Raw genomic sequence first — 25,500 nt, 5'->3', positions numbered from 1 at the left:
CATTTACTTCAACTTTAAGATATCAAACGAAGTATTGGATTGGATCGACTGAAGTAAAAGTCTTTGAAAAAGGAGTACCGGTCGGACTTCAAACCGGTGACACTGATCGAATACTGTATAACAACGCGGCAATGACTTATTTTAAATATGTAGATTCACGCTCTGGATTGGTCAATTATGAGCCGTCTTCTACAACATGGAAAAAGGTTCCAAATCCAACTCCGTGGGATAGCAGTAAGGATAGAGGTGCATACATTACTTATTACATTAATACTTATGGAAATCCTGGATGGGATTGGGCATCATACGATATACATCATATAAAACCACGTGAATATGGTGGTGGAAACGAAAAATCTAATTTAATACCTGTTCCTCGATCAATTCATCAACAACTTATAACAGCTTGGTGGAACAGCTACAATAAAGGGTGATTAAAAATTGGCATCAGATGTAGTTAACAACTTAGAAGCATATAGAAAATGTTTAAATAATGATAAATATATTCAACATTACAGCAGCGGTAATCTGAATGAGACTAAATCAGCATTTAATTCCCCTGCATCACTAAGTGACATTCAAAATTTATGCCAGAAAAAAGGCTGGACACTTCCAGATCAGTATGTTGAATTTTTGTTGTATTGTAACGGATGCTATTTGTTTAGAGACCAGTTCGGGACAGGTTTTGACTTGTTAAGCCATAAACAAATGGATGAATACCACTTAAATTACATGCCTAAAAACTGGATTCCTATTTGTTATTATGTTGGAGATTATTTATTCATCGACTCAGATAGAGTGGATACTGGAAAAGGATATTTGATGTGGCACAACCACGAACAATATTTTGAGGATCCACCAACTATCAGGTTTGAAATTGATTTTAATACTTGGCTTGAAAGATTAATAATTGCCCAAGGCTCACCTTTCTGGGAATGGAAAAATTAATATTGCCAAGTAAATAACCCGCGGGATTTTCCTGCGGGTTATTTACATTATTCAAGAATTTTTTCTCGTAATAGAATAGTAAGCATGAAAAAGGGGAAAGACACGCACGGCTGCATGAGTGCGGCGTACCTTTTCTCGCTTTTCCATTTGTCAAACCTTGCACAATCGTCGAGATATGGGCCACTTGTTTCCGGCTTTTAAAGGCTCATAAAAAGGAAAGGGATGTGGATTCATTTTTGGTTGTTCATCCCATGGGATTCTCAGTTCTTTAAGCAAAGAACCTACTAGCTATATGCCAGCAGGTTCTTTTTTGCGTCTAGTCGTATTAATCGACTCACATGCTTTATTTCCTCTAATGGTACCCAAACGGGTCCATAAACGCTCCGCATCTTTAAACAATCTGTACAAGCATCAGGGATGCCTTGTAATACTGCGCCATCGATAAGATATATCGTCACGCTTTGCTTCTTCTGTATGGCTATCTTCAGTTCTTTTTCCCACATTTGATTGATCACGCACCTATGACTAAAGTAATGATTTTAGTATATCAAAAGTGGGTAAAATTTACTATGATTTATCTGAATACAAATAAAGATCATTTGAAAAAGGGATGTGGATTTACATCCTCGGTAGGATTAAAAAGGAGCCTTGAATGGCTCCATTAAAGGTTAAAGCGGCAGGCCGCACACCTGTTATTTCCGGAGCCAGTGAGTCTTTAAGTAATCGACAGGTGTCGGCCGGTCATTTTTTTAACAAGCGATCGTCCATTTTGCTAATACCATCCGCCTGCCAGCTGATATCCACAAACTCATCATGCTGATGCAGAACGACCCTAATATTGTAGGAAAATAATACGACATCACGATGAGAAAATAAACCAGTACCATTCTAGTGAATAGCATAAAAAGGATAAAAAGTTTTAATTTATGCCATAGTTTAGTATATTGAATAAGGGATTTAATGGTATAATATTACAGTATATGCTAATTAAAACAGGTTGGGGAGGGGACGAAATGACAATATTATGGGGGAATATCATCATTACGCTCGTTGCGGGATTCATCGGAGTTGCCGTCGTGGTTTTAGGGATTGTCGGATTATTGCACTATGTGAAGAAAAAGTAGATTTTATTTTACATACTTTTCCAATTTATATCTGGAAGGAATCAAACCCATGCTAAATAGAGTGGATAAACGGTGAACTTTTTAAGGTAAGCGTTTTAAAAACATGTTACAATAGCTTGGGTTTAATATATAAAGGTTGACACGAGAATAACTTTCTTTCATAGATTAGTCTCATGTTAACCAGCCTTGTTCCAGTCATGTTGATAGGAGGATTCGAGAATGAATATCCATGAATATCAAGGAAAACAAGTACTGAAGCAATATGGAGTAGCTGTTCCGAACGGCAAGGTAGCGTTTACGGTGGAAGAAGCAGTGGAAGCTGCACAGTCTTTGGGCAGTCCCGTAACCGTTGTCAAAGCACAGATCCACGCAGGTGGCCGGGGTAAAGCCGGCGGCGTTAAAGTGGCGAAGAACCTGGATGAGGTTCGTGCTTATGCTGAAGAAATTCTGGGCAAGGTGTTGGTAACTCACCAAACGGGTCCAGAAGGCAAGGAAGTTAAGCGTCTCCTCATTGAAGAGGGCTGCGATATTCGCAAAGAGTATTATATCGGTGTTGTAGTTGACCGTGCTACTGGCCGTGTCGTCTTGATGGCGTCTGAAGAAGGCGGTACTGAAATCGAAGAGGTTGCAGCAGCAACTCCTGAGAAGATTTTTAAAGAAGTCGTGGATCCAGCGATCGGACTTCAAACGTTCCAAGCACGGAAATTAGCGTATTCCATTAATATCCCGAATGAACTGGTTGGTAAAGCCGTTCAGTTCATGCTGGCCCTGTATAAGGCATTTGTTGAGAAGGATTGCTCTATCGCTGAGATCAATCCGCTTGTCGTAACAGGTGACGGAAACGTCATGGCTCTTGATGCCAAACTCAATTTTGACTCCAATGCGCTGTTCCGTCATAAGGACATTCTTGAACTGCGCGACCTGGACGAAGAAGACGAGAAGGAAATCGAAGCATCCAAATACGACTTGAGTTACATAGCTCTTGATGGCAATATCGGCTGCATGGTTAACGGAGCCGGTCTTGCGATGGCTACTATGGACATCATCAAGTATTATGGCGGCGACCCTGCTAACTTCCTTGATGTTGGGGGCGGTGCAACAACGGAGAAGGTAACGGAAGCCTTCAAGATTATTTTGTCCGATCCTCAAGTAAAAGGAATCTTTGTCAACATTTTCGGTGGTATTATGCGTTGCGACGTTATCGCTACCGGTGTTGTTGAAGCAGCGAAACAGCTGGGCTTAACTCGTCCGCTTGTTGTCCGCTTGGAAGGAACGAATGTTGACCTCGGCAAGCAAATTTTGGCTGAGTCCGGTCTGAACATCGTGCCTGCTGATTCCATGGCCGACGGAGCACAGAAGATCGTCTCCCTCGTTCAGTAATAATTCATTCCTGAAGGGGCATGGCACGATGAGCTTTAGGGCTCTGCCGTGCGGTTGCTTTCATTTTCAAATAACAATAGGGGATGTGAATCAATCGTGAGTATTTTGATCGATAAAAATACAAAAGTTATCACACAAGGGATTACAGGCAAGACGGCCCTTTTCCATGCAAAAGGTGCCCTGGATTACGGTACCCAGATGGTCGGCGGAACTTCACCTGGTAAAGGTGGAACTGAAGTCGAAATCACGCTGGAGAACGGTGAAACCGTCAAATTGCCGGTTTACAACACCGTTGAGGAAGCCAAAGCCAAAACTGGCGCGACCGCAAGCGTAATCTATGTACCGCCAGCTTTTGCAGCAGATTCCATTCTGGAAGCTGTTGATGCTGAGATGGACCTGGTTATCTGTATCACGGAAGGTATTCCAGTGCTCGATATGGTGAAAGTATCCCGCTATCTGGAAGGCAAGAAGACTCGTCTGATCGGACCTAACTGTCCAGGTGTCATTACACCGGGCGAATGTAAGATCGGTATTATGCCGGGCTACATCCACACGCCGGGACATGTAGGGGTTGTATCGCGCAGTGGTACCCTGACTTATGAAGCTGTTCATCAGCTGACCGCTCGCGGCATTGGACAATCCTCAGCCGTTGGTATCGGTGGTGACCCGGTTAAAGGAACTGAGTTTATCGATGTCTTGAGACTGTTTAATGAAGATCCTAACACCAAAGCGGTAATTATGATCGGTGAGATCGGTGGTACAGCTGAAGAAGAAGCGGCTGAATGGATCAAAGCGAACATGAACAAACCTGTTGTTGGCTTCATCGGTGGAGCCACAGCGCCTCCAGGAAAACGCATGGGCCATGCTGGCGCGATTATTTCTGGCGGTAAAGGAACGGCTAAGGAGAAAATTGCCGTGCTTGAAGCTTGTGGTGTCAAGGTAGCTCCAACGCCTGCCGAAATGGGCTCAACTCTGGTTAGCGTTCTTGAGGAGCAAGGCCTTTTGGAGTCTTGCAAGACTCACTAAGGCATGATTTTTTCCAGATAACAGGTTAAGTCTGTGTTCATAATGTAAGGTAAGCAACCTTTTATTTCCTGAACAGGAAATGAAGGGTTGCTTTTTTGTTTTCGATTTTATATTTTAAGGAGGTCACATAATGAAGCTGGAAAGCGTGCTGCTGGTCGCGTTGCATGAAAGTGACGGTATTGGATGGAAGACGATTAACCGGATTATAACTAGAGGGGAACTGCATGAAGGGATGCTATCCTACGATGCAAACGATTGGAGAGCATGCGGGCTATCTGTCGAAAGAGCGAATAAATTGACTAAGGAATTCCCACTCACCGTCGAAAGAAAACGCAGCGACATGTCGAATGTTGGCGACGGCGAATTTCGACAGAATCAAGCTGAGGTATGGAATTTGACAAACCGCTCAAAAATACGTATTATAACAGCCCTTGATGACTTTTATCCGGAATCATTGAAATCTTCACCCCAGGCCCCGTGGGTATTGTATTGCATGGGTGATTATCGTCTGCTGTCTAAACCGGGGATCGCTATGGTGGGTACAAGAATGCCGACAGCCTATGGGCGCAAGATTGCATCGATGCTATCCGAAGAGCTGACAAGGGCGGGATTAATGGTTGTTAGCGGTATGGCCAGAGGCATCGATAGCGTTGTCCACGAAACCGCATTGAGAAGCGGCGGAATGACGGTGGCGGTTCTAGGAGCGGGCATTGACGTCATCTATCCACCGGAGAACCGTTCGCTTTACGAAGAGATTGCGGCCAAGGGACTTGTCATTTCTGAATATCCGCCGGGAACGAAGGCGTTACCAGGATTTTTCCCGCAGAGAAACCGGATTATCGCCGGATTAACGCTGGGTACCGTGGTTGTTGAGGCGGATGCTCGCAGCGGGTCATTAATTACGGCAGATTATGCGCTGGAGGCAGGAAGGGATGTGTTTTCCGTTCCGGGACCTCTTACTTCATCTAAGAGCAGAGGGACGCTGGATTTGATCAAGCAAGGGGCCAAGATGGTCACGGATGCCCGGGATATAATAGAAGAATATGATTCCTGGTTGCCAAAAGAGGCTTCGGATACATACAATAAGGAGCGGCAGGCCCATCGTCAGGAGCAGCCGGATTTACAAGCCGGGTTGACAAATGATGAACGACACATATACCATATGCTCGAACAGGGGCCCGGGTCGCTGGATGAGATGATCGAGCGAACCCAGTGGGATTTTGGACATTTGCATTCAGTTCTGTTATCTTTAATCATAAAAAAGCAGATTACCCAATTACCCGGTGCTATATATAAGATCATATAATGGGAAAGTTTGAATGTTGGAGAGGAGGATGAACCTGTGGCGGATTCACTCGTCATCGTAGAGTCGCCTGCTAAGGCGAAAACGAGTTGGCAAATATACTCGGCAGCAAGTATATCGTGAAGGCTTCAATGGGTCATGTTCGCGATTTGCCGAAGAGCCAGATCGGGGTTGAGGTGGAAAATGACTTCAATCCGAAATACATTACGATCCGCGGAAAAGGTTCTGTCTTAAAGGAACTTAAGGATGCTAGCAAAAAGGTGAAGAAAGTATACCTCGCAGCTGACCCCGATCGCGAAGGGGAAGCCATTGCATGGCATCTTGCGCATGCATTGGAGCTGGATGATACCCAAAGCCTGCGGGTTGTATTTAATGAAATAACGAAAACGGCCGTGAAGGATGCCTTTAAGACGCCGCGCAAAATTAACATGGATTTGGTTAACGCGCAGCAGGCAAGACGCATCCTGGATCGTTTGGTTGGTTATAAGATCAGCCCTATTCTATGGAAGAAAGTGAAAAAGGGTCTCTCGGCTGGTCGTGTTCAATCCGTAGCCGTCAAAATCATCCTGGATCGCGAGAACGAAATCAGTGCATTCGTTCCGGAAGAATACTGGACCATTACGGCCAAGCTGGCCGTGAACGGATCTGCATTCGAAGCGAAATTTACACAGCTTAACGGTGCGAAGAAGGAATTGACCAACGAACAGGAAGTGAATGAAATTCTCGAAGCCATTCGGGATGCTTCCTTCCAAGTGGGTGAAGTGAAAGAGCGGGAGCGCCAGCGTCACCCGTCACCACCATTTACGACCAGTTCACTGCAGCAGGAAGCTGCACGCAAACTTGGTTTCCGGGCTGCCAAGACGATGTCGGTTGCCCAGCAGCTTTACGAGGGTGTCGAGCTGGGCAAAGAAGGCACTGTCGGTTTGATTACCTATATGCGTACAGACTCGACCCGTATTTCCGGGACAGCTCAAGAAGAAGCGAAGGAATATATCACCGAGAAGTATGGTGATTCGTTCGTACCGGAGAGCCCGAGACAATATTCGAAAAAAGCAGCCAACGCTCAGGATGCGCATGAAGCGATACGTCCCACTTCCATACTTCGGGATCCGGAATCCATGAAACCGTTTATGAGCCGGGATCAGCTTCGCTTGTATAAACTCGTTTGGGAGCGTTTTGTGGCGAGTCAAATGGCTTCAGCAGTACTGGATACGCTTTCTGTAGATATCGCTGCAAACAATACGGTCTTCCGCGCGACCGGTTCCAAGGTTCGTTTCCCTGGATTCATGAAGGTCTACGTCGAAGGTAACGACGACGGGACGACAGAGGAAGATAAGTATTTGCCGGAGCTTCACACGGGTGACGTGCTGGAGAAACAGGATATTGAGCCGAAGCAGCATTTCACACAGCCGCCGCCACGCTATACAGAGGCAAGGCTGGTCAAGACGCTTGAGGAACTCGGCATAGGGCGTCCTAGTACGTATGCGCCGACACTGGAGACGATCCAGAAGAGGGGCTACGTTGCAATCGAAGAGAAAAAATTCATGCCAACCGAGCTCGGTGAGCTTGTCATCGAACAGATGGAGCAGTTCTTCCCTGAAATCCTCAATGTGGAGTTTACCGCGAACATGGAGGAGGACCTTGACCATGTGGAGGAAGGTTCCGAGGACTGGGTAAAGGTGTTGGCTGAGTTCTACGAATCCTTCGAAAAGCGTCTTGAAGTAGCAGAGGAAGAAATGAAGGAAATCGAAATCGAAGATGAGGTTTCCGATGAAATATGCGAGAAGTGCGGCAAGCCCCTGGTTTATAAGCTTGGCCGTTTCGGCAAGTTTCTTGCGTGTTCGGGCTTTCCGGATTGCCGTAACACGAAGCCGATTGTGAAAGATATCGGTGTGGCGTGTCCGAAATGCAAGGAAGGTCACGTGGTGGAACGGCGAAGCAAGAAGGGGCGCGTCTTCTTTGGATGTGATCGTTATCCTGAATGTGATTTTGTATCCTGGGATAAACCTTCAACGAAGCCGTGTCCGAGCTGCAGCAGTTTAATGGTGGAGAAGAAGAGCAAGCAAGGGGTCAAGCTTCAGTGTACCTCTTGTGATTATTCCGAAATGGTTGAGGAACCGGATGAAGCGGCAGATTTGTAAGGCATACAGGGGGTAATGACGTTGACAGATTCACAGAGGGTTACGGTTATCGGTGCGGGACTTGCAGGCAGTGAGGCTGCCTGGCAGATCGCGAGCCGTGGCGTACCCGTTACACTATATGAGATGCGGCCGGTCGTAAAGACACCGGCGCATCATACGGACAAGTTCGCTGAGCTTGTGTGCAGCAATTCACTTCGGGCGAACGGCTTGACTAATGCGGTAGGCGTACTGAAGGAAGAAATGCGGATGCTGAACTCGCTTGTTATCGGCTCGGCAGATCGCAATTCCGTACCGGCAGGCGGCGCACTGGCCGTTGACCGTGATGGATTCTCAGGCGAAATTACGGAAACGCTGCATAACCATCCGTTGATTGAGGTCGTAAATGAAGAAATTCAGCATATACCTGAAGAAGGCATTGTTGTTATCGCAACAGGACCGCTCACTTCTCCCGCACTGTCATCGCAAATCCGAGAGCTGATGGGCGAAGACTATTTCTATTTTTACGATGCGGCTGCTCCGATTGTGGAGAAGGATTCCATCGATATGAGCAAAGTGTATCTGGCATCCCGCTATGATAAAGGTGAGGCAGCTTATCTCAATTGCCCGATGACGGAAGAAGAGTTTGATGCCTTCTATGATGCCCTTATCAATGCCGAGGTTGCCCAATTGAAAGAGTTTGAGAAGGAGATTTATTTTGAGGGCTGTATGCCGATCGAGGTTATGATGAAACGCGGCAAACAAACGGCCTTATTCGGCCCGATGAAGCCCGTGGGACTGGTAAACCCGCATACGGGCGAGCTGCCGCACGCGGTTGTGCAGCTGCGTCAGGATAATGCAGCGGGAACTCTGTATAATCTTGTTGGCTTCCAGACCCATCTGAAGTGGGGCGAGCAGAAGCGGGTCCTTTCCATGATTCCGGGACTAGAGAACGCTGAAATCGTACGATATGGCGTTATGCACCGGAATACGTTTGTTAATTCGCCTAAGCTGCTCGAACAGACCTATCAGGTAAAGACCAGACCTAATCTGTATCTGGCAGGGCAAATGACAGGCGTTGAGGGCTATGTGGAATCAGCAGCATCCGGCTTGATTGCAGGAATTAATGCAGCAAGAGCAGCACAGGGGCAGGAGGGTGTCGTTTTCCCTCAGGAATCAGCTATCGGCAGCATGGCATACTACATAACCCATGCAGATCCTGATAATTTCCAACCGATGAATGCGAACTTCGGTCTTCTTCCGAATCTAGAGAAACGCATACGTAACAAAAAGGAAAAAAATGACGCTCTTGCTAACCGTGCTCTTGACGGAATTCGTGTGTTTATTAATGCTAAAGAACTAAATACGATGTAACTTATTTCTTAGGGAGGTCCTGCCATCATGGAAATGACTTTTCACGCCACAACGATTTGTGCTGTTCGGCATAATGGCACAGCTGCCATTGCCGGCGATGGTCAAGTCACATTTGGTGAAAGTGTAGTCATGAAGCAGACCGCCAAGAAAGTGCGCCGTCTTTACCGGGGACAAGTTGTCGCCGGTTTTGCCGGTTCTGTGGCGGATGCTATTACGTTGTTTGAGAAATTCGAGGGCAAGCTGGAGGAGCATCATGGCAACTTGCAGCGTGCCGCTGTCGAACTTGCGAAGGATTGGCGTCAAGACCGAGTGCTTCGCAAGCTTGAAGCTTTGATGATTGTTATGGATAAAACGGGGATGCTGCTGATCTCTGGCGGCGGAGAAATTATCGAGCCGGATGATGATGTGCTGGCCATTGGCTCAGGGGGCAATTTTGCATTGTCGGCGGGACGTGCGCTTAAGCGCCATGCGGGGCATATGGAAGCAAAAGACATAGCCAGAGAAGCGCTTCAAATCGCTTCAGAGGTGTGTGTCTATACTAACAGCAATATTATTGTCGAAGAGCTGTAAGAATGCCATATAGCAACAAATAGCCATATCAGGGTGGAGGTATTCGCGATGAGTAAAGAATCGATGACGCCTAGACAGATTGTATCCGAACTGGATAAATACATCGTAGGCCAGAAGGAAGCTAAAAAATCAGTCGCCGTTGCACTTCGCAATCGTTATCGCCGCAGTTTGCTTACCGATGACGAGCGGGACGAGATCGTACCGAAAAACATTCTGATGATCGGACCTACCGGCGTGGGTAAAACGGAGATTGCGAGAAGACTCGCGAAGCTCGTCCATGCGCCTTTTGTGAAGGTCGAGGCCACAAAGTTCACGGAGGTTGGCTATGTTGGCCGTGACGTGGAGTCAATGGTACGGGACCTTGTGGAAACTGCCATACGCATGGTGAAGCTGGAGCGCACGGAGCAGGTGAAGGACAAAGCCGAAGAATTGGCAAATGAGCGAATCGTAGAGCTGCTGGCGCCATCAACCAAGGGGCAGAAGAGTCAGCGTAATCCATTCGAAATGCTGTTTGGCGGAAACAATAATGATACACAGGCGGAAGAAGAGGATTCGGCAGATAAGGACGTAAGTCTCAAGGAGAAACGCAGGCAGGTCCGGTTTAATCTCCTGTCGGGCAAACTTGAGGATGACACGGTAGAGATTGATGTGGAGGATGCTGCTCCCAACATGTTTGATATGTTTGCCGGCCAAGGGAATGACCAGATGGGCATGAACATGCAGGAGATGTTTGGCAACCTCATGCCGAAGCGGACCAAGCGACGCAAACTATCCGTCAAGGAAGCAAGGAAAGTACTCACACAAGAGGAAGCAGGTAAATTGATTGATATGGATGACGTTATCCAGGAATCAATACGCCGGGCTGAACAATCGGGTATTATCTTTATTGATGAGATCGATAAGGTTGCGAGTCAAGGCAGACAATCGGGACCGGATGTCTCCAGAGAAGGCGTTCAGCGCGATATTTTGCCGATTGTAGAGGGTTCAACGATCATGACGAAGTACGGTCCGGTAAAAACGGATTTCGTGCTGTTTATCGCTGCAGGCGCATTTCACATTGCCAAACCATCGGATTTGATTCCGGAGCTACAGGGACGTTTTCCGATCCGGGTAGAGCTGAGCAGTTTGACTTTGGACGATTTTGTGTCGATTTTGACAGAACCGAAAAATGCGTTAACGAAACAATATGTCAATCTGCTGCGAACGGAGGATCTTGAAGTGGAGTTTTCTCCTGAGGCGATTCGGGAAATTGCCCAGATTGCTGCATCAGTGAATCAGAACACGGAGAATATCGGTGCACGCAGACTTCATACCATATTGGAGAAACTGCTTGAAGACCTCTCGTTTGAGGCACCTGAGCTTACGCTGGACCGTATGGTGATTACGCCGGAATATGTCCGGGAAAAGCTCGCAGGTATCGCCCAGGATCGGGATTTAAGCCAATATATCCTGTAGTTGCAGCCATATAGGCCTATTAGCCGAGTAAACGCACGGAGATAATTGTCGATATTCATCGTGAAACCTCGCAGCAAGTTGTCGAAGAGCTTTCGCATGTTGGAAGGTGCCGGGACGGTTTTCGCAATTTTTTGTGAATTTCTCTAAATGTTCCGGGACCTATCGTTTGGGGAAAAACGATTAAAATTTACAGAATTAGTGGTACGATTTGCAATAATATAGAAAAAAACCGAATAAAAATGAATACAAAGCCCTTCTTTTTGGTAAAAGATAGGGCTTTTTTCTTATTGTAAAAAGTCCCAATCTTTAAGAAACTTAGTTTATGTGACATCATGTTGTCTTTTTCTACTTAAGACCTAGGTTAGTGCGTACGGATTATATTCTTTGTCGAAAAAAGAGGATTTAGCTGGGAAGAGTGGAATATCTTCTTGCAAAGTCCAGTCAGGAGGAATGAGCTAGTGAAACTGTTGAACAATAGTTCTTTTCAACGGCTTCAAAGCGGTTTGGATGCGGCAAATCTCAGAAACAATGTGATTGCGAACAACATCGCGAACGTGGATACTCCTCATTTTAAGCGATCCGAGGTATCCTTTGAGAGTCTTCTGAAAAAGGAAATGGATGGAGCCGATTTATCGCTTCAGGGCAGAAGAACGGATCCCCGACATTTTGTTATTGGTCCTACAGGGGGGATTCCCGACGCTTCAGTCATGAAGGATGGAAGCAGCTCTATGAACAACAACCAGAATAATGTCGATGCAGACAGAGAAATGTCGCTGCTTGCAGAGAATCAGCTTCGTTATAATTCATACATACAAGCTGTAAATGAGCAGATTCGAATGATGCGTACAGCTATTGAAGGGAGATAGGGTTCATGAATATTAGCAATAGCTTTGGGATTAATGCATCAGCTCTTACAGCACAACGGCTTCGAATGGATGTCATCTCCTCCAACATAGCCAATGCGGAAACCACTCGCGCGCGAATCGAGAATGGACAAGCCGTTCCGTATCGCCGAAAGACTGTTGTGTTTCAGCCGCAGCAAGAATCGTTTGAAGGACTTCTCAGAGCTCAGATGAGTGGTCAGGACGCGGGACAAGGAGTAAAGGTTGCGGCAGTGCAGGAAGATCAAGCGCCGCTGAAACGGGTATATAACCCTACTCATCCCGATGCAAATACAGAAGGTTATGTCTTTATGCCTAACGTGGATATAACGAAGGAGATGGTGGATATGCTTGCAGCCACCCGTTCTTACGAAGCTAACGTAACAGCGATAAATGCTTCGAAAGCCATGATCATGAAGGCATTAGAGATTGGAAGATAAGAAGATAAAATACATAAGCACACATAGTAGGAGGACAGAATTATGATTCAAAACGCAATGTTCAGTGTTCAGGGCGTACAGCCACTTCAACTACAAGAGCAAGTGAAAAATGGAGCGACTCCTTCTGAATCGATCCGCGATTTTGGTTCTTACCTGAATGAAGCACTGAACTCTGTGTCAGCACAGGAACAGAATGCACATATGATGACCGATAAATTAATGATTGGACAAGTAAACGTAGATCAGGCGATGATATCCGCCCAACAGGCTCTGTTGAGCATTCAGCTCACAACACAGGTCCGAAACAAAGTGGTAGAAGCCTATCAAGAGATCATGCGCACGCAAATCTAAATGTTTCTAGCAAAGTTTCGGATGGGGTGACAATGTGAACGAGAGAATCGCCCAGTATCGGGAAAGAATGACCCAATATTGGAACCAATTCAGCAACAAACAAAAAATAATGTTAATCGCTACAATAGCATTTGTTCTGATTGCTCTGATCGTACTAACGATGCAGTTCTCTAAGACGAAATACGAAGTAGCATTCCGGGATTTGAATTCCAGCGATGCCGCGGGAATCATCAGCCACCTGGAGACCCAAGGAATTTCTTATAAGCTGAGTGAGGATGGCAGAAGCATCCTGGTACCTAGCACGAGTGCAGCTAAAGTCCAGATTGATGTAGGCTCACAACGGACTTGTGCAGAATGGTACGATCGGATTCGAAACCTTCGAGAAGAATGCGTCAGCCATCGGAATGACCGATAACGAGTTCGAAGTGAAATATGTAAATGCACTGAACGGCGAAGTAGAACGGTTGCTTGAGAAGATGCAGGGCGTTCAAGATGCAACCGTGCTATTAAACCTTCCCAAGGAAAGTGTATTTGCGAAAAACGGGAACGAAGATAAAGCCAGTGCTTCCGTAGTTGTGCAATTTAAGCCGGGCTATCGTCCTAATCAGGAAGTCATCGACGGCTATTACAACCTCGTGAAGACTGCGATTCCAAACTTGCCGGTTGAGAATATTACAATCACCAATGACGAAGTCGAGCTGCTCGCAACAGCTAAGGGCGGTCAAGGCGGATTGATTGGCAAGGTGGAAGAGAACTTTGCTCTTCAGAAAAAATTCGAAAGCGAAGTTAGGCAAAATGTCCAGCAATTTCTATCGCAGTACATGGGTTCGAATAAAGTGAATGTTCTCGTCGCTTCCAAACTGAATTTCGATCAGGTGCAGAGCAAGGAAAACATCGTAACCCCTGTGGATGAAGAAGAAATGAAGGGGATTGAGCTCAGTGTTCAGGAAATCCAGAAGAACTATTCGGGAACCAGCAGTCCGACCGGCGGAGTGGCCGGTGTAGGCCAAGAGGCTGTTCCAGGATATCCAAGCGACTCTGGAAGCGGTGAAACGAACTCGGAAGAGCTCTCCAAAACGGTTAACTACGAAGTTAACCGGATTACCAAGGATATCATTGCAAGCCCATATACTGTTAAAGATTTAACCATTAATGTCTCGGTTGAACCACCTGCGGGACAACAAGCTTTAGACGATCCTACAAGAACGGCTATTCAAAACATTCTGGTCAACATTGTAAGAGCATCGCTTGCAGATTCGGGTTCTACTTATACAGACGCTGATCTGTCCAAAAAAGTTTCGGTTAATTCACAGGTATTTAATGTAAATCCGGATGAAAATACGAAAACTGTTTTTTCTCAGCCTGTATTATGGGGAATTGGTATTGCTGCGTTAGCATTGATTGCGGGGGGAGCCTACTTCTTTATCCGCCGACGCAGACAACAGCAGGAAGAGCTTGAAGATGACGTTCAGCTTCCGCCAGTTACAGAATTCCCATCAATAAATCTCGAAAGTATAACCAATGAAAGCCAGGTTCGTAAGCAGCTCGAAACCTTGGCGAAGAAGAAGCCAGATGAATTCGTGAATTTACTTCGCACATGGCTAGCTGAGGAATAGAGGTGGAAGCATTGGCTAAGGGAAATAACCAAATGTTAAGCGGACGTCAAAAAGCAGCTATACTGCTCATTACACTTGGCCCGGAAGTGTCTGCTCAAATATTTAAGCATCTTCGAGATGATGAAATTGAACAATTAACACTAGAGATCGCGAACGTTCGCAAAGTCGACAGTGTCGAGAAAGATAGCATCATTCAAGAATTCCATCAGATTTGTTTGGCCCAGGAGTACATTTCCCAAGGCGGCATTAATTACGCTAAAGAAATTTTGGAGAAGGCGCTTGGTCAACAAAAAGCGATGGAAGTGATCAACAGGTTGACCGCAACGCTTCAGGTAAGACCGTTTGACTTCGCCCGCAAAGCGGACCCAAGCCAAATCCTGAACTTTATCCAGAACGAAAATGCACAAACGATTGCTCTCGTATTGTCTTATCTCCAGTACGAGCAGGCCTCTGCGATTTTGTCCTCGCTTCCGCAAGAGAAGCAGGCAGAAGTTGCCCGCAGGGTAGCTGTGATGGACAGTACTTCTCCTGAAGTCATCTCCCAGGTCGAGCGTGTGCTTGAACAGAAACTTTCAGCGACGGTGACTCAGGATTATACAAGTGCCGGCGGCATTGAGTCCATCGTTCAAATCCTGAACGGGGTTGACCGCGGAACGGAAAGAACGATCCTCGATTCCTTGGAAATCCAGGATCCCGAGCTTGCAGAAGAAATCAAGAAGCGGATGTTTGTTTTCGAGGATATCGTCAATGTGGACAATCGCTCTATACAGCGTATTATCCGCGATGTCGAGAATGCGGATTTGCAGCTTGCGCTCAAGGTGGCAAGCGAAGAGGTGCGCGATGTTATTTTCCGGAACATGTCCAAGCGTATGGCCGAAACCTTCCGCGAAGAAATGGAATACATGGGTCCGGTGCGGCTGCGTGATGTTGAGGAAGCTCAAACTCGGATTGTAAGCACGATCCGAAGACTCGAAGAGGCGGGCGAGGTCATTATAGCCCGTGGCGGAGGAGATGACATCATTGTCTAACTTGATCAAATCGTCCCACTATAAACCGATGGATGTGTTGAAAGAGTTGGATCTTGCTCGTCGTTACGCTTCACCAACCGAGGAAACGGTCGAGGAGTATGCTCCTCCGACTGCCGAGCCGGCAGTTGTGCAGACGCTGGCTGAAGCCGAACGTTTGAAGCATGAGATGCTGAAGGATGCCCAAGAGTTTGCCGAAAGGCAAATACGGGAGGCTTCGGAAGAAGCGGAACGGTTATTGACCGAAGCGCAGCAGCAGATTGAAGCATGGTGGACTGAACGCAGGCTTCAGGATGATGATTTGTCTGAGACGCTGAAGATGGAAGGCTTTAATCAGGGATATGCTGAGGGCTCCGCCAAGGCAGAGCTTGAGATGAAGGAACTGATGGAGCAGGCGACGGTTCAAGCTAGCGAATTGCTCCAACTGGCTCACCAGGCCAAGGACGATTTAATTCAGGAGGCGGAGCCGTTCCTGGTGGAGCTCAGCTGCAGCATTGCCGAGAAGGTGCTGGATCATCAGTTAACAATCGAGCCTGACTTTACCCTGGAGCTCATTCGGAAGAATCTGGCCCGCAAACGGGAAAAAGGAATCATCTCGCTCTGTGTGGCTCCCGAACAGTTTGAATTTGTCTATGCGGCACGGGAAGAACTCGGATTATCAATCGATTCCCAGGCAGAGCTTCAAATTCTGCCGGATTCTACGGTGAAGGATCGCGGCTGTGTGATCCGCTCCTCATTCGGAAGTGTGGATGCCCGCATCGATACGCAGCTGTCCGAGATTAAAAAAGAACTGGTGCGGTTCGCTCTTGATGACGAGGAACGGAGAAATCAAGATGAAGAAGCTGAATAGCGCACGATATATGGATCATTTAAGGCATTTAGATCCCGTTCGAATCAACGGCAAAGTAACTCAGGTTATCGGACTGATGGTGGAATCCGAAGGCCCGGACGCAAGCATTGGCGATGTGTGCTACATCTATCCCACGAAGCAATCCAAGCCGCTCAAGGCTGAGGTCGTTGGCTTCAGGGATAATAAAGTGCTGCTGATGCCGCTGGGCGAGCTTCATTCCATCGGACCTGGCTGTGATGTGGTCGGCACCGGGAAGCCACTGAGTGTGCAGGTAGGCTCTGAACTGCTTGGCAAGGTGCTGGATGGATTAGGACAGCCGCTGGACGGTTCCATCATTCCAGCTCGCATGCCTCATTATTCAACCCATAACGTTCCACAGAATCCGCTCAATCGGCCGAGAGTTCAGGAACCGATCAGCATCGGTGTTCGAGCGATTGACGGACTGCTCTCCATCGGCAAAGGGCAGCGGGTCGGTATTTTTGCCGGGTCGGGTGTCGGGAAGAGTACCTTGATGGGGATGATTGCAAGAAACACCTCTGCCGATGTTAATGTCATTGCCTTGATCGGAGAACGCGGTCGAGAGGTGCTTGACTTCATCGAGCGGGACCTGGGACCTGAGGGGCTAAAGCGATCCGTCGTGATCGTTGCGACTTCAGATCAGCCAGCCCTCATCCGCATTAAAGGAGCTTTAATCGCCACAACGATTGCCGAATATTTCAGGGATCGTGGGCTGAATGTGATGCTGATGATGGATTCCGTTACCCGGTATGCAATGGCACAGCGCGAAGTGGGGCTTGCCGTAGGGGAACCGCCCGCGATGCGTGGTTACACTCCCTCGGTATTTGCAAGTCTGCCTAAGCTGCTGGAACGTGCAGGAACTGGGCCGACAGGCTCCATTACTGCCTTTTACACGGTGCTTGTAGATGGCGACGATATGAACGAACCGATTGCTGATGCGGTTAGGGGCATATTGGACGGCCATATCGTGTTAAACCGGAATATAGCAAATAAAGGACATTTTCCGGCTATCGACGTGTTGGCAAGTATCAGCCGGGTGATGAAAGATATCTCGCCTGAGGAGCAAATTGACGCTTCCGAGAATGTAAAACGACTGATGGCGGTGTACAAGGATTCCGAGGATTTGATCAATATCGGAGCCTATCAAGAAGGCTCGAATGCCGATATCGATGAGTCCATCGAATATATCGGGCGAATATGGGATTTTACGAAGCAAAAAGTGAATGAGAAAACAACATTGAATGAGGTTCAGGAACGTTTGATTTCCGAGTTTTCAAGGAGATGACTTTGAAGAATGAAATTTCATTATGCATTCCAGAAAATCGTAGACCTGAAAAGCAACGAGAAAACACAAGCCGAATGGATGCTGTCAAGTGCCATCGGAAAACTTCAGGCGGAAGAGAATAGTCTGAATGAGCTGTATGCGATGCGGGATCAAATGTATCACGCTCAACAAGAAGCAGCATCGCGCTGCGTACCTGTAGCTGAAATTCGAAATATTCAGGTTTATGCAGAGCATCTGGAAGAATGCATTGAGCGGAAACGGGATGATATACGGCTCGCTCATGTCAATGTAACGAAGAAACAGAAGGTGTTATCCGACAAGATGCTTGATGAGAAAGTGTGGCTGAAGGCAAGAGACAAATCCCAAGAAAAGTTCCGGCATGAAAGTCTCCTTCGGGAACAAAACGAGCTGGACGAAATGGCGACGGTACGTTTTGCGATCAAAGCCCGTTAAGGTCTGCAAATACCGCTGGGTAATGACCGCGAAGGAGGAATGAGAGTGTCACGAAAAGATATGCCGCTTGACAAAGAAGAATCAAGTGGAGGATTTGAACGGATATTATTGATTTTAGTGCCGGCTATATTCACAATCGTCCTGCTGGGGGCTCTTGCGGTATTTTTCAGAGCCGATGTCCGGGATGGACTCATTGATGTAGCTAACAAAATTCCAATTGTGAAGAATTGGGTTCCTGATCCGGTACTTACTCCGGAAGAACAGAAACTTAAGGAAGCGAAGCAGCAGGAAGAAAGTGCGGAAGCAACGATTGTAGAGCTTAAGAAGCAGCTTGCTGAACGCGAAGAGACATTAAATGAAGTAACCGAGCAAAAAGCAACACAGGAAAACAAGGTAAAAGAGCTGGAAACCCAGATTGATTCAATGCAAAGCACGGCGGCTAGCGGCGAGGCGCCAGAGGAAGATGCGTACACGATGCAGATTCGCGAGTTGTCCAAGCTTTACGCCGATATGAGCCCGAGCAAAGCGGCACCGATCATGCAGAACTTAACGCTGGAAGAAATGGTGCTGATGCTCAGCCAGATGAAGAGCAGCAACCGGGTCGCTATTCTTCAAAAGATGGATCCAAAAACAGCAGCGGATGCAACCATGATGCTGAAAGACGCAGAGACATCCGAGGATATGGCCATTGCGGCTCTGCAATCCAGGGTCAAGAAGAATGAAACGGAAGCTGCGCAGAAGAAGACATCCGATAATCTGGACAAAAACCAGTTGAATCAGACGTTTGCCGGAATGACACCTGCCAATGCTGCCGAGCTGTTGATGCAAACGTACAAGATCAGCCCCGCCAAGACAATGACCATTCTGAATACGGTGGATGATGCTACACGTTCACGAATTTTAAATGCAATGTCTTCAAAAGACGCGGAGCTGGCAGCTAAGATATTGAATCGCCTGATGGGCTCTAAATAAGCTCTGAAATGAATCTCCATCCTTGGGAAAGGAGGTGAAATAAGACGATGACAATCATGGTACAGAACATGTCTACATCCGTAAGCAGCTCTTCTGGCAGCGGGAAGGCAAGTGCGGCTGGCCAAGCGGCAGCGGGCGTTTCCTTCGATTCAACCCTGGCTTACCAGATGAACAGCAGTGGTAACAGCGCTTCGACCGCTTCAACTGAAGTCGCTGCAAAGCTGGAATCCCTGCTCGCGAATTATTCATCGGAAACGGATGAATCGCTGGAAGGCTTGATGGAACTGCTTCAAGGCCTGCTTCAGGAGCTTGACTCCATGGACCAGGCATTAAACGAGGACCCTTCCTTGCTCCAGGAGCTTCAGAACTGGCTGACACAAGCTAATCAGTTGTTAAGCGGAGCTGCTTCTCAAGCACAAGGAAACACGGATGGAAATGAAATGTCCCCATTGGCTTCGAGTCCGGATACGATTCGATTTGTTGTACAGGATACGATTAGCCAGCTGGCATCCATGCTCTCTAAATCCGGCAAGCTGGATTTGAACACCGAGGCAGCCGTAAAACAGCTGGTCCAATCCTTCCATAGTCTACTGGGTCAAGGAACGGGAACGGCAGAGAGCAAGGCCAACGGGAATTTTAACAGCATTTTAAACCAGAAGCAGCCGGATGCAATTTTACCTAATGCATCCACGAACACAGCCGGTCAGTCGACTTTGTCCCAAACGACAGGGTCAGCTAATGCCAATTGGGCTTCCTTGACAACCAAGGCCAGCTCTGACGGCACAGGAACGGAGTTCGTTATGACCGAAGGAGATTCACTGTTGGAGCAAGGACCGGTTACTGCGGGTCAACTAGCCCTGCGTTCCGGAACACAAGTTGCAGTGAAACCTGCAGCACCGCCGGTGCCTGTAGAGCATTTCTCGAGCGAAATGACCTCCTTCATCATTAATAAGATGGAAATCGTGAAGCAAACCGGGTTCACGGAAGCAAGGATCTCCTTGAATCCAGAGCATCTGGGACAAGTCGATATTAAGCTTACGATGCAGAACGGGCAATTGATTGCACAGTTCATGACCAAATCAACGGATGCGAAGGAGTTGATTGACCAGCAAATGGCACAGCTTCGGAGCGCGTTGCTGGCACAGGGACTTCAGGTAGAAAAAATAGAAGTCACACAGAGCAGCCAGCCTTCGACGTCGAATCTTTATCAGGACGGCCGCCAGCCTGGATCAGGACAGCAGCAGTCACAGCATCGCTCGAAGGAGAAGGACGGGCCTTCCGATGATGCCGTATTAGCAGCAAACCTGACGGAAGAACTGAACGAATGGATAGCAGAGCATCAAGCGGAAGTAGAAGGCGTGCAAACGGGAACATTTACCGCTAAAGCCTAACAGTGAGGAGGTGAGCTTGGATGGCAACAGAGCCGGTATCTACTAAAAATATGTGGCCTAACTACGCCAAAGGGAATGTCAGTAACAAAAACGGAAATGGTCAGGAGCTTGGAAAAGATCAGTTCTTGAGCATTTTGATTACACAGCTGCGGCATCAGGACCCGCTTCAACCGATGCAGGACCGGGAGTTTATCGCCCAAATGGCCCAGTTTACTTCCCTGGAGCAATTGATGAATATCAATACGCAATTGACTGCAATGAGCCAGTCTTTGGGCGCAGCTTCAAGTTTGATCGGCAAACAGATCAGCTGGATGTTTAAACCGGAGGATGGATCGGAGAATACGGTCATGAAGAGCGGTATCGTTGATTCGATCATTGTTCGTGACGGTATTCATTATGCAAAGATCGGGGAAAGCGAAGTAGCCCTTGATCAGATTTTGAAAATCGAGAACGCTCCAGCCGGGAATGATCCGGAAATGCCGAATCCAGGTCCATCGGAACCGGGAACAAGCAATCCTGATCCGACAGAACCTGAAGCCGAGTCACCCGCACAAGATGAGATTGAGTCCGGGGGGACAACGCCATGAGCGACCGTATGATGATTGGACAGCTATATCCTGGGAAGATACATCCCGCCGCGCTTCATAATGATCGAAAGCAAGTGCAGGCTCAGTCCAGTCCACCAGCGGGTACGTTTCAGGAGCTGCTGAATGAGAACCTTCTTAAAATCAGTAACCATGCTGCCAAGAGGCTTGAGCAGCGCGGAATTGAATTAAAGGGAGATCAGCTCGAACAGATCCAGAGCGCAGTGGAAAAAGCTGCAGCCAAGGGCAGCAAGGAATCACTCATCCTCATGAAGGATATGGCACTTATTGTAAATATTCCGAATCGGACCGTGGTCACTGCGATGGATGGTAAGGCGATGAAGGATAATGTGTTCACGAAAATCGATAGCGCGGTCATTATTTCATAAATAAATCTGGCTGGCCCGTGAGGAAGCCAGGCGGCCGCTGATCGACAGAGGCGGTCCACAACAGAAGGAGGAAAATCGATGTTAAGATCCATGTATTCCGGCATTTCCGGAATGAGAGGTTTCCAAACCAAGCTTGATGTCATTGGTAATAACATTGCCAACGTAAACACGGTTGGGTTTAAAGCGGGACGTGTAATGTTTAAAGATATCCTTAGCCAAACGATGTCCGGTGTTACACCGGGAACCGACGATCCATCCGGTGGTGTAAATGCGAAGCAGATCGGTCTTGGTGTGTCGATCGGATCGATCGATACCATGCATACGCCAGGCAGTGCCATGACAACCCATAACCCGACGGACCTGAGAATTGACGGAGACGGATTTTTCATGGTGAAGCTTAGCGAGGATCAAGAAGTACCTTTCTTGACTCGTGCAGGCGACTTCCATGTCGATGTAGCGCGTAACCTGGTTACTTCAGACGGAATGCTCGTTCTCGATTCAGCGGGTGATCCTATTCAGCTGGGTGATGACGTTACGGCATTCACGATTGCTCAGAATGGCGCTATTATACAGAAGCTGAGTGACGGGACTACTGAAGCGGGAGCTATTATCGGCGTTGCAAAAATTCCGAATCCGGAAGGTCTGGAGAAAATCGGAGGCAATATGTATCGCGTGACCCTGAATGCAGTACCTGATGGCGATGTGGCTGCCGTTATGTTTGAAGGGAACGACGCTGAAGAAGGAACGGGTGCGATTATTGCCGGCCAGCTTGAAATGTCCAACGTTGATCTGACAAGTGAATTCTCAGAAATGATTGTCGCTCAGCGTGGTTTCCAAGCCAACTCCCGGATTATTACAACCTCGGATGAAGTGCTTCAAGAGGTTGTCAATCTGAAACGATAAGGATGGGTAGGGAGGGGCAACCCCCTCCCTAATTAAACAAGGAGGCTGTCCATGATATCGGTAACGAGGTTAAACGGTTCGCAGTTGTGGCTTAACGCTCTGTTGATAGAAATGGTTGAGGAGACTCCGGACACCTACATTACATTAATTAATGGAAAGCGAATGATTGTGCTTGAAAGTGCAAATGAAATCATCTCTTCCATTAAAGCGTACCATCACGAGGTAGGCATTCACCAAGCCACCATTAAAGTGCAGCAATTGGAGGAACCTTCATGAAAAAGATGCTCCCCTGGTTAATTACGATTCTGTTGTCCATCACGTTGATTGTTCTGGCGATATTCTTGTTGTCGAACAAGCTGGTTGGAGATAACGAAAAGGATACTGCCTCCGGGAACGGATCTGCCCTGTCGAAAATGTCGGCTGATGAGATCGTGAAGATGACATCGGAAATTACCGGCATCAAGACAAATATCGCTGATCCTGGATATATTGCTCAGATGGCCTTTGCTTTTCAGCTGAGTGACAAGAAAGCAAAGGAAGAATTCGACAAAATCAAGGAAATCAAGATCAAACCGATTATTATCAAGACGTTAGTCGACACGAAACCCGAATTGCTTAACGATTCCAAGGGACGAGAGCAGTTTATCGCTAAGCTGCAGAATCTGATCAATAAGTCGTTAACATCCGGGCGCTTAATTCAAATCGAAATGACAGATGTAATGATCGTTGAAATCTAATCGGTTCGTCGGACAACCTGTAAGGGGGTGAGTAGATGGTTGATGTTTTATCGCAGAATGAGATCGATGCCTTATTGGCCGCTCTCTCTTCAGGGGAAATGGATGCTGAAGAACTGAAAAAAGAGGAAACACAGAAGAAGATTCGCTCTTATGACTTTAAGAGGGCTCTCCGGTTTTCGAAGGATCATATTCGAAGTTTGACCCGGATTCACGAGAATTTTGCACGATATTTAACAACCTACTTCTCGGCGCAGTTACGTACTTTTGTGCAAATCAATGTGGTACAGGTTGAACAGCTACCATATGATGAATTTATCCGTTCTATACCTAAAATGACAGTTCTTAATATATTTGAGGCAGAACCTCTGGTAGGCCGCATGGTGCTCGAAGTACATCCGAACATTGCCTACGCGATGTTGGACCGCTTGCTGGGAGGAACGGGAATTGCTCCGTCTTCGATCAGCTCGATGACCGAGATCGAAACGATTATTATGGAGCGGATATTCAGCCGGGCATTTGACAGCCTGCAAGAAGCGTGGAAAACGGTGCTGGACATATCGCCGCGTCTTGAAGCGCTGGAAACGAACCCGCAGTTTATGCAGATCGTTTCTCCGAACGAAACCATTGCACTGATATCGCTTAGTACCAAAATCGGCGACACCACGGGAATGATTAATCTGTGTATTCCGCATGTTGTACTGGAGCCGATTATGTCGAAGTTATCCGCGCACCAATGGTTCATCTCGGAGAAAAAGGCGAGTGTGCCGGAGGAAGTGGATGCTCTCAAACAGCGTGTAAGACAAAGCCCAGCTTTCCATTGTTGCCGAGCTTAGGCGTGTCACAGCTGACGGTATCCGAATTTTTGGGTCTGAGTGTCGGAGATGTCATTTCATTGAACAAACCGATGCATGATGGACTATCCATCAAGGTTGGCGACAAATTAAAGTATATTGGCAGTCCCGGAACGATAAAAGATCGGGTTGCTGTACAAATCGATGAAATTGTCATCGAAGGAGCTGAAGAATTTGACGAGTAAAGATTATTTATCCCAGGAAGAAATCGACGCTTTGTTAAAACAGTCGGAAATGGCATCACCAGCATCAATTCCTTCGGCGGCGACTGTCGATGATGTATTAACACCTCTAGAGCAGGATGCACTGGGTGAGATAGGCAATATTACCTTCGGCAGTGCTGCAACGGCTCTGTCCACCCTGCTGGGCAAAAAAGTAGATATCACGACACCTAAAGTGTCGATCATTAAACGAAGCCAGTTCGAAGAAGAATTTCCGAAGCCACATGTAGCAGTACATGTTACTTATGTAGATGGATTCGAAGGGATTAATTCCCTTGTCATTAAAACACGCGATGCTCAAGTCATTGCAGACCTGATGTTAGGCGGGGAAGGAAACCCCGTGGAAGAGGAACTGAACGAAATTCATATCAGTGCCGTTCAGGAAGCCATGAACCAGATGATGGGGTCTTCCGCAACGAGCATGTCGACGATTTTCAACCGGTTTGTCAATATATCTCCACCGGGCATTGACATTCTGGATATGGCGAATGGGGAAGGAGTAAATAACCTTCCGCAGGATGAAACACTGATTAAGATTTCATTCCGATTAATTATCGGTGAACTTATTGATTCAACCATCATGCAGCTGCTTCCCGTTCATTTTTCCAAGGACATGGTCCATATGCTTATCAACGGAACAGAAGAGCCTCAGCCGGCGAAGCAAGAAGCCGCACCAACAGTGGAAGCACCGGTTAACACGCAGGAACCGGCTCAATCACCAGTCGATCCAGGGTATGCGAATGAAACGGGGCATGGATATGATTATGGACAAGGCTACCAGCAGCCTGCACAAGGTCATGGAGGACCCATTCCGCAATCCATGCCGTATGGCCAGCCTCAGATGCCTTATCAAGGGCATCCACAGCAGTATGGCGGAATGCCAAATCGTAATGTAAATGTGCAGCCTGTGCAGTTCGCTAACCTGCAATCTGCACCGTACACCCAGGTGGATGAAAACAATCTGAACTTACTGATGGACATTCCCCTTAAAGTCACCGTAGAATTAGGAAGGACTCAAAAGCAAATTAAGGATATCTTGGAAATGTCGCAAGGTTCGATTATCGAGCTGGACAAGCTGGCCGGTGAGCCTGTAGACATCCTTGTCAATCATAAATTGATTGCCAAAGGTGAGGTCGTCGTTATCGATGAGAACTTTGGTGTGCGTGTGACGGATATCGTAAGCCAATGGGACCGGATTCAAAAATTACAATAGCACAAACATTTTAGGGAGGATTT

Annotated in this window: 23 protein-coding genes and 3 pseudogenes; all 26 read left to right on the top strand. The window is 47.3% G+C overall.

The annotated features are described in order from the left end of the window. Nucleotides 1-131: 131 nt before the first annotated feature. The 26 genes and pseudogenes from PVOR_RS30735 to fliY all read left to right on the top strand — a co-directional run bounded on the left by PVOR_RS30735 (nt 132) and on the right by fliY (nt 25,477). Nucleotides 132-434 carry an HNH endonuclease signature motif containing protein gene (locus tag PVOR_RS30735; RefSeq protein WP_160164019.1) on the top strand — a complete coding sequence of 101 codons (303 nt, stop codon included), beginning with the start codon at nt 132-134 and terminating at the stop codon, nt 432-434. A 7-nt stretch (nt 435-441) separates the two neighbouring features. Further along, a complete protein-coding gene (locus PVOR_RS20360) occupies nt 442-948 on the top strand; it encodes an SMI1/KNR4 family protein (protein ID WP_006211342.1) in 507 nt (168 codons plus the stop codon). Nucleotides 949-2,291: 1,343 nt separating this feature from the next. Then, a complete protein-coding gene (gene sucC, locus PVOR_RS20350) occupies nt 2,292-3,452 on the top strand; it encodes an ADP-forming succinate--CoA ligase subunit beta (RefSeq protein ID WP_006211339.1) in 1,161 nt (386 codons plus the stop codon). 96 nt (nt 3,453-3,548) lie between these two features. Continuing rightward, on the top strand, nt 3,549-4,478 hold the full coding sequence (sucD, locus tag PVOR_RS20345) for a succinate--CoA ligase subunit alpha (RefSeq protein ID WP_006211338.1): 930 nt from the start codon (nt 3,549-3,551) through the stop codon (nt 4,476-4,478). Between the two features lie 130 nt (nt 4,479-4,608). Next, nucleotides 4,609-5,784, top strand: coding sequence for a DNA-processing protein DprA (gene dprA / locus PVOR_RS20340; protein WP_006211337.1), 1,176 nt, complete (start codon nt 4,609-4,611; stop codon nt 5,782-5,784). Between the two features lie 36 nt (nt 5,785-5,820). Then, a pseudogene (gene topA, locus PVOR_RS20335) lies at nt 5,821-7,922 on the top strand (type I DNA topoisomerase). 15 nt (nt 7,923-7,937) lie between these two features. Further along, nucleotides 7,938-9,272, top strand: coding sequence for an FADH(2)-oxidizing methylenetetrahydrofolate--tRNA-(uracil(54)-C(5))-methyltransferase TrmFO (trmFO, locus tag PVOR_RS20330; protein ID WP_370511096.1), 1,335 nt, complete (start codon nt 7,938-7,940; stop codon nt 9,270-9,272). Between the two features lie 27 nt (nt 9,273-9,299). After that, nucleotides 9,300-9,842, top strand: coding sequence for an ATP-dependent protease subunit HslV (hslV, locus tag PVOR_RS20325; RefSeq protein WP_006211334.1), 543 nt, complete (start codon nt 9,300-9,302; stop codon nt 9,840-9,842). A 48-nt stretch (nt 9,843-9,890) separates the two neighbouring features. Next, nucleotides 9,891-11,297 carry an ATP-dependent protease ATPase subunit HslU gene (hslU, locus tag PVOR_RS20320; protein ID WP_006211333.1) on the top strand — a complete coding sequence of 469 codons (1,407 nt, stop codon included), beginning with the start codon at nt 9,891-9,893 and terminating at the stop codon, nt 11,295-11,297. 458 nt (nt 11,298-11,755) lie between these two features. Next, nucleotides 11,756-12,163 carry a flagellar basal body rod protein FlgB gene (gene flgB / locus PVOR_RS20315; RefSeq protein ID WP_006211332.1) on the top strand — a complete coding sequence of 136 codons (408 nt, stop codon included), beginning with the start codon at nt 11,756-11,758 and terminating at the stop codon, nt 12,161-12,163. A gap of 5 nt (nt 12,164-12,168) precedes the next feature. Then, nucleotides 12,169-12,618, top strand: a complete 450-nt coding sequence (gene flgC / locus PVOR_RS20310) for a flagellar basal body rod protein FlgC (protein ID WP_006211331.1) — start codon at nt 12,169-12,171, stop codon at nt 12,616-12,618. Nucleotides 12,619-12,660: 42 nt separating this feature from the next. Next, nucleotides 12,661-12,969, top strand: a complete 309-nt coding sequence (fliE, locus tag PVOR_RS20305; RefSeq protein ID WP_006211330.1) for a flagellar hook-basal body complex protein FliE — start codon at nt 12,661-12,663, stop codon at nt 12,967-12,969. A gap of 34 nt (nt 12,970-13,003) precedes the next feature. Next, nucleotides 13,004-14,585 (top strand): annotated as a pseudogene (gene fliF, locus PVOR_RS20300) (flagellar basal-body MS-ring/collar protein FliF). Nucleotides 14,586-14,596: 11 nt separating this feature from the next. Beyond that, nucleotides 14,597-15,613, top strand: a complete 1,017-nt coding sequence (gene fliG, locus PVOR_RS20295) for a flagellar motor switch protein FliG (RefSeq protein ID WP_036642439.1) — start codon at nt 14,597-14,599, stop codon at nt 15,611-15,613. Continuing rightward, entirely contained in the window at nt 15,606-16,460 is an 855-nt protein-coding gene (locus tag PVOR_RS20290) for a FliH/SctL family protein (protein WP_006211328.1), read from the top strand. The genes fliG and PVOR_RS20290 overlap by 8 nt, the downstream gene beginning before the upstream one ends. After that, nucleotides 16,444-17,763, top strand: coding sequence for a flagellar protein export ATPase FliI (gene fliI, locus PVOR_RS20285; RefSeq protein WP_006211327.1), 1,320 nt, complete (start codon nt 16,444-16,446; stop codon nt 17,761-17,763). The genes PVOR_RS20290 and fliI overlap by 17 nt, the downstream gene beginning before the upstream one ends. Before the next feature lie 9 nt (nt 17,764-17,772). Continuing rightward, the gene (gene fliJ / locus PVOR_RS20280; protein WP_006211326.1) at nt 17,773-18,216 is read left to right on the top strand and encodes a flagellar export protein FliJ; all 444 of its coding nucleotides are present in this window, start codon (nt 17,773-17,775) and stop codon (nt 18,214-18,216) included. Between the two features lie 39 nt (nt 18,217-18,255). Continuing rightward, the gene (locus PVOR_RS20275; RefSeq protein ID WP_040680752.1) at nt 18,256-19,188 is read left to right on the top strand and encodes a kinesin; all 933 of its coding nucleotides are present in this window, start codon (nt 18,256-18,258) and stop codon (nt 19,186-19,188) included. Nucleotides 19,189-19,235: 47 nt separating this feature from the next. Then, complete coding sequence (locus tag PVOR_RS20270) at nt 19,236-20,579, top strand: flagellar hook-length control protein FliK (protein WP_006211324.1); 1,344 nt, start codon at nt 19,236-19,238, stop codon at nt 20,577-20,579. A gap of 20 nt (nt 20,580-20,599) precedes the next feature. Then, nucleotides 20,600-21,166 carry a flagellar hook capping FlgD N-terminal domain-containing protein gene (locus PVOR_RS20265; RefSeq protein WP_006211323.1) on the top strand — a complete coding sequence of 189 codons (567 nt, stop codon included), beginning with the start codon at nt 20,600-20,602 and terminating at the stop codon, nt 21,164-21,166. Beyond that, nucleotides 21,163-21,552, top strand: a complete 390-nt coding sequence (locus PVOR_RS20260) for a TIGR02530 family flagellar biosynthesis protein (RefSeq protein ID WP_006211322.1) — start codon at nt 21,163-21,165, stop codon at nt 21,550-21,552. Before PVOR_RS20265 ends, PVOR_RS20260 begins: the two co-directional genes overlap by 4 nt. A 78-nt stretch (nt 21,553-21,630) precedes the next feature. Then, complete coding sequence (locus tag PVOR_RS20255) at nt 21,631-22,455, top strand: flagellar hook-basal body complex protein (RefSeq protein ID WP_006211321.1); 825 nt, start codon at nt 21,631-21,633, stop codon at nt 22,453-22,455. A gap of 51 nt (nt 22,456-22,506) precedes the next feature. Then, nucleotides 22,507-22,731, top strand: a complete 225-nt coding sequence (locus tag PVOR_RS20250) for a flagellar FlbD family protein (RefSeq protein WP_006211320.1) — start codon at nt 22,507-22,509, stop codon at nt 22,729-22,731. Beyond that, nucleotides 22,728-23,192 (top strand): flagellar basal body-associated FliL family protein, encoded by a 465-nt coding sequence (locus PVOR_RS20245; RefSeq protein ID WP_006211319.1) that lies wholly within the window; start codon nt 22,728-22,730, stop codon nt 23,190-23,192. Before PVOR_RS20250 ends, PVOR_RS20245 begins: the two co-directional genes overlap by 4 nt. Before the next feature lie 35 nt (nt 23,193-23,227). After that, nucleotides 23,228-24,228, top strand: a pseudogene (gene fliM / locus PVOR_RS20240) (flagellar motor switch protein FliM). Further along, nucleotides 24,218-25,477 (top strand): flagellar motor switch phosphatase FliY, encoded by a 1,260-nt coding sequence (gene fliY / locus PVOR_RS20235; protein WP_006211318.1) that lies wholly within the window; start codon nt 24,218-24,220, stop codon nt 25,475-25,477. Before fliM ends, fliY begins: the two are co-directional and overlap by 11 nt. The last annotated feature ends 23 nt before the right edge of the window (nt 25,478-25,500 follow it).

Origin of the sequence: Paenibacillus vortex V453 (assembly GCF_000193415.1) — a bacterium.
GTDB classification, from domain to species: Bacteria; Bacillota; Bacilli; order Paenibacillales; family Paenibacillaceae; genus Paenibacillus_AQ; species Paenibacillus_AQ glucanolyticus.
This window is presented reverse-complemented; position numbering and strand designations above follow the sequence as displayed.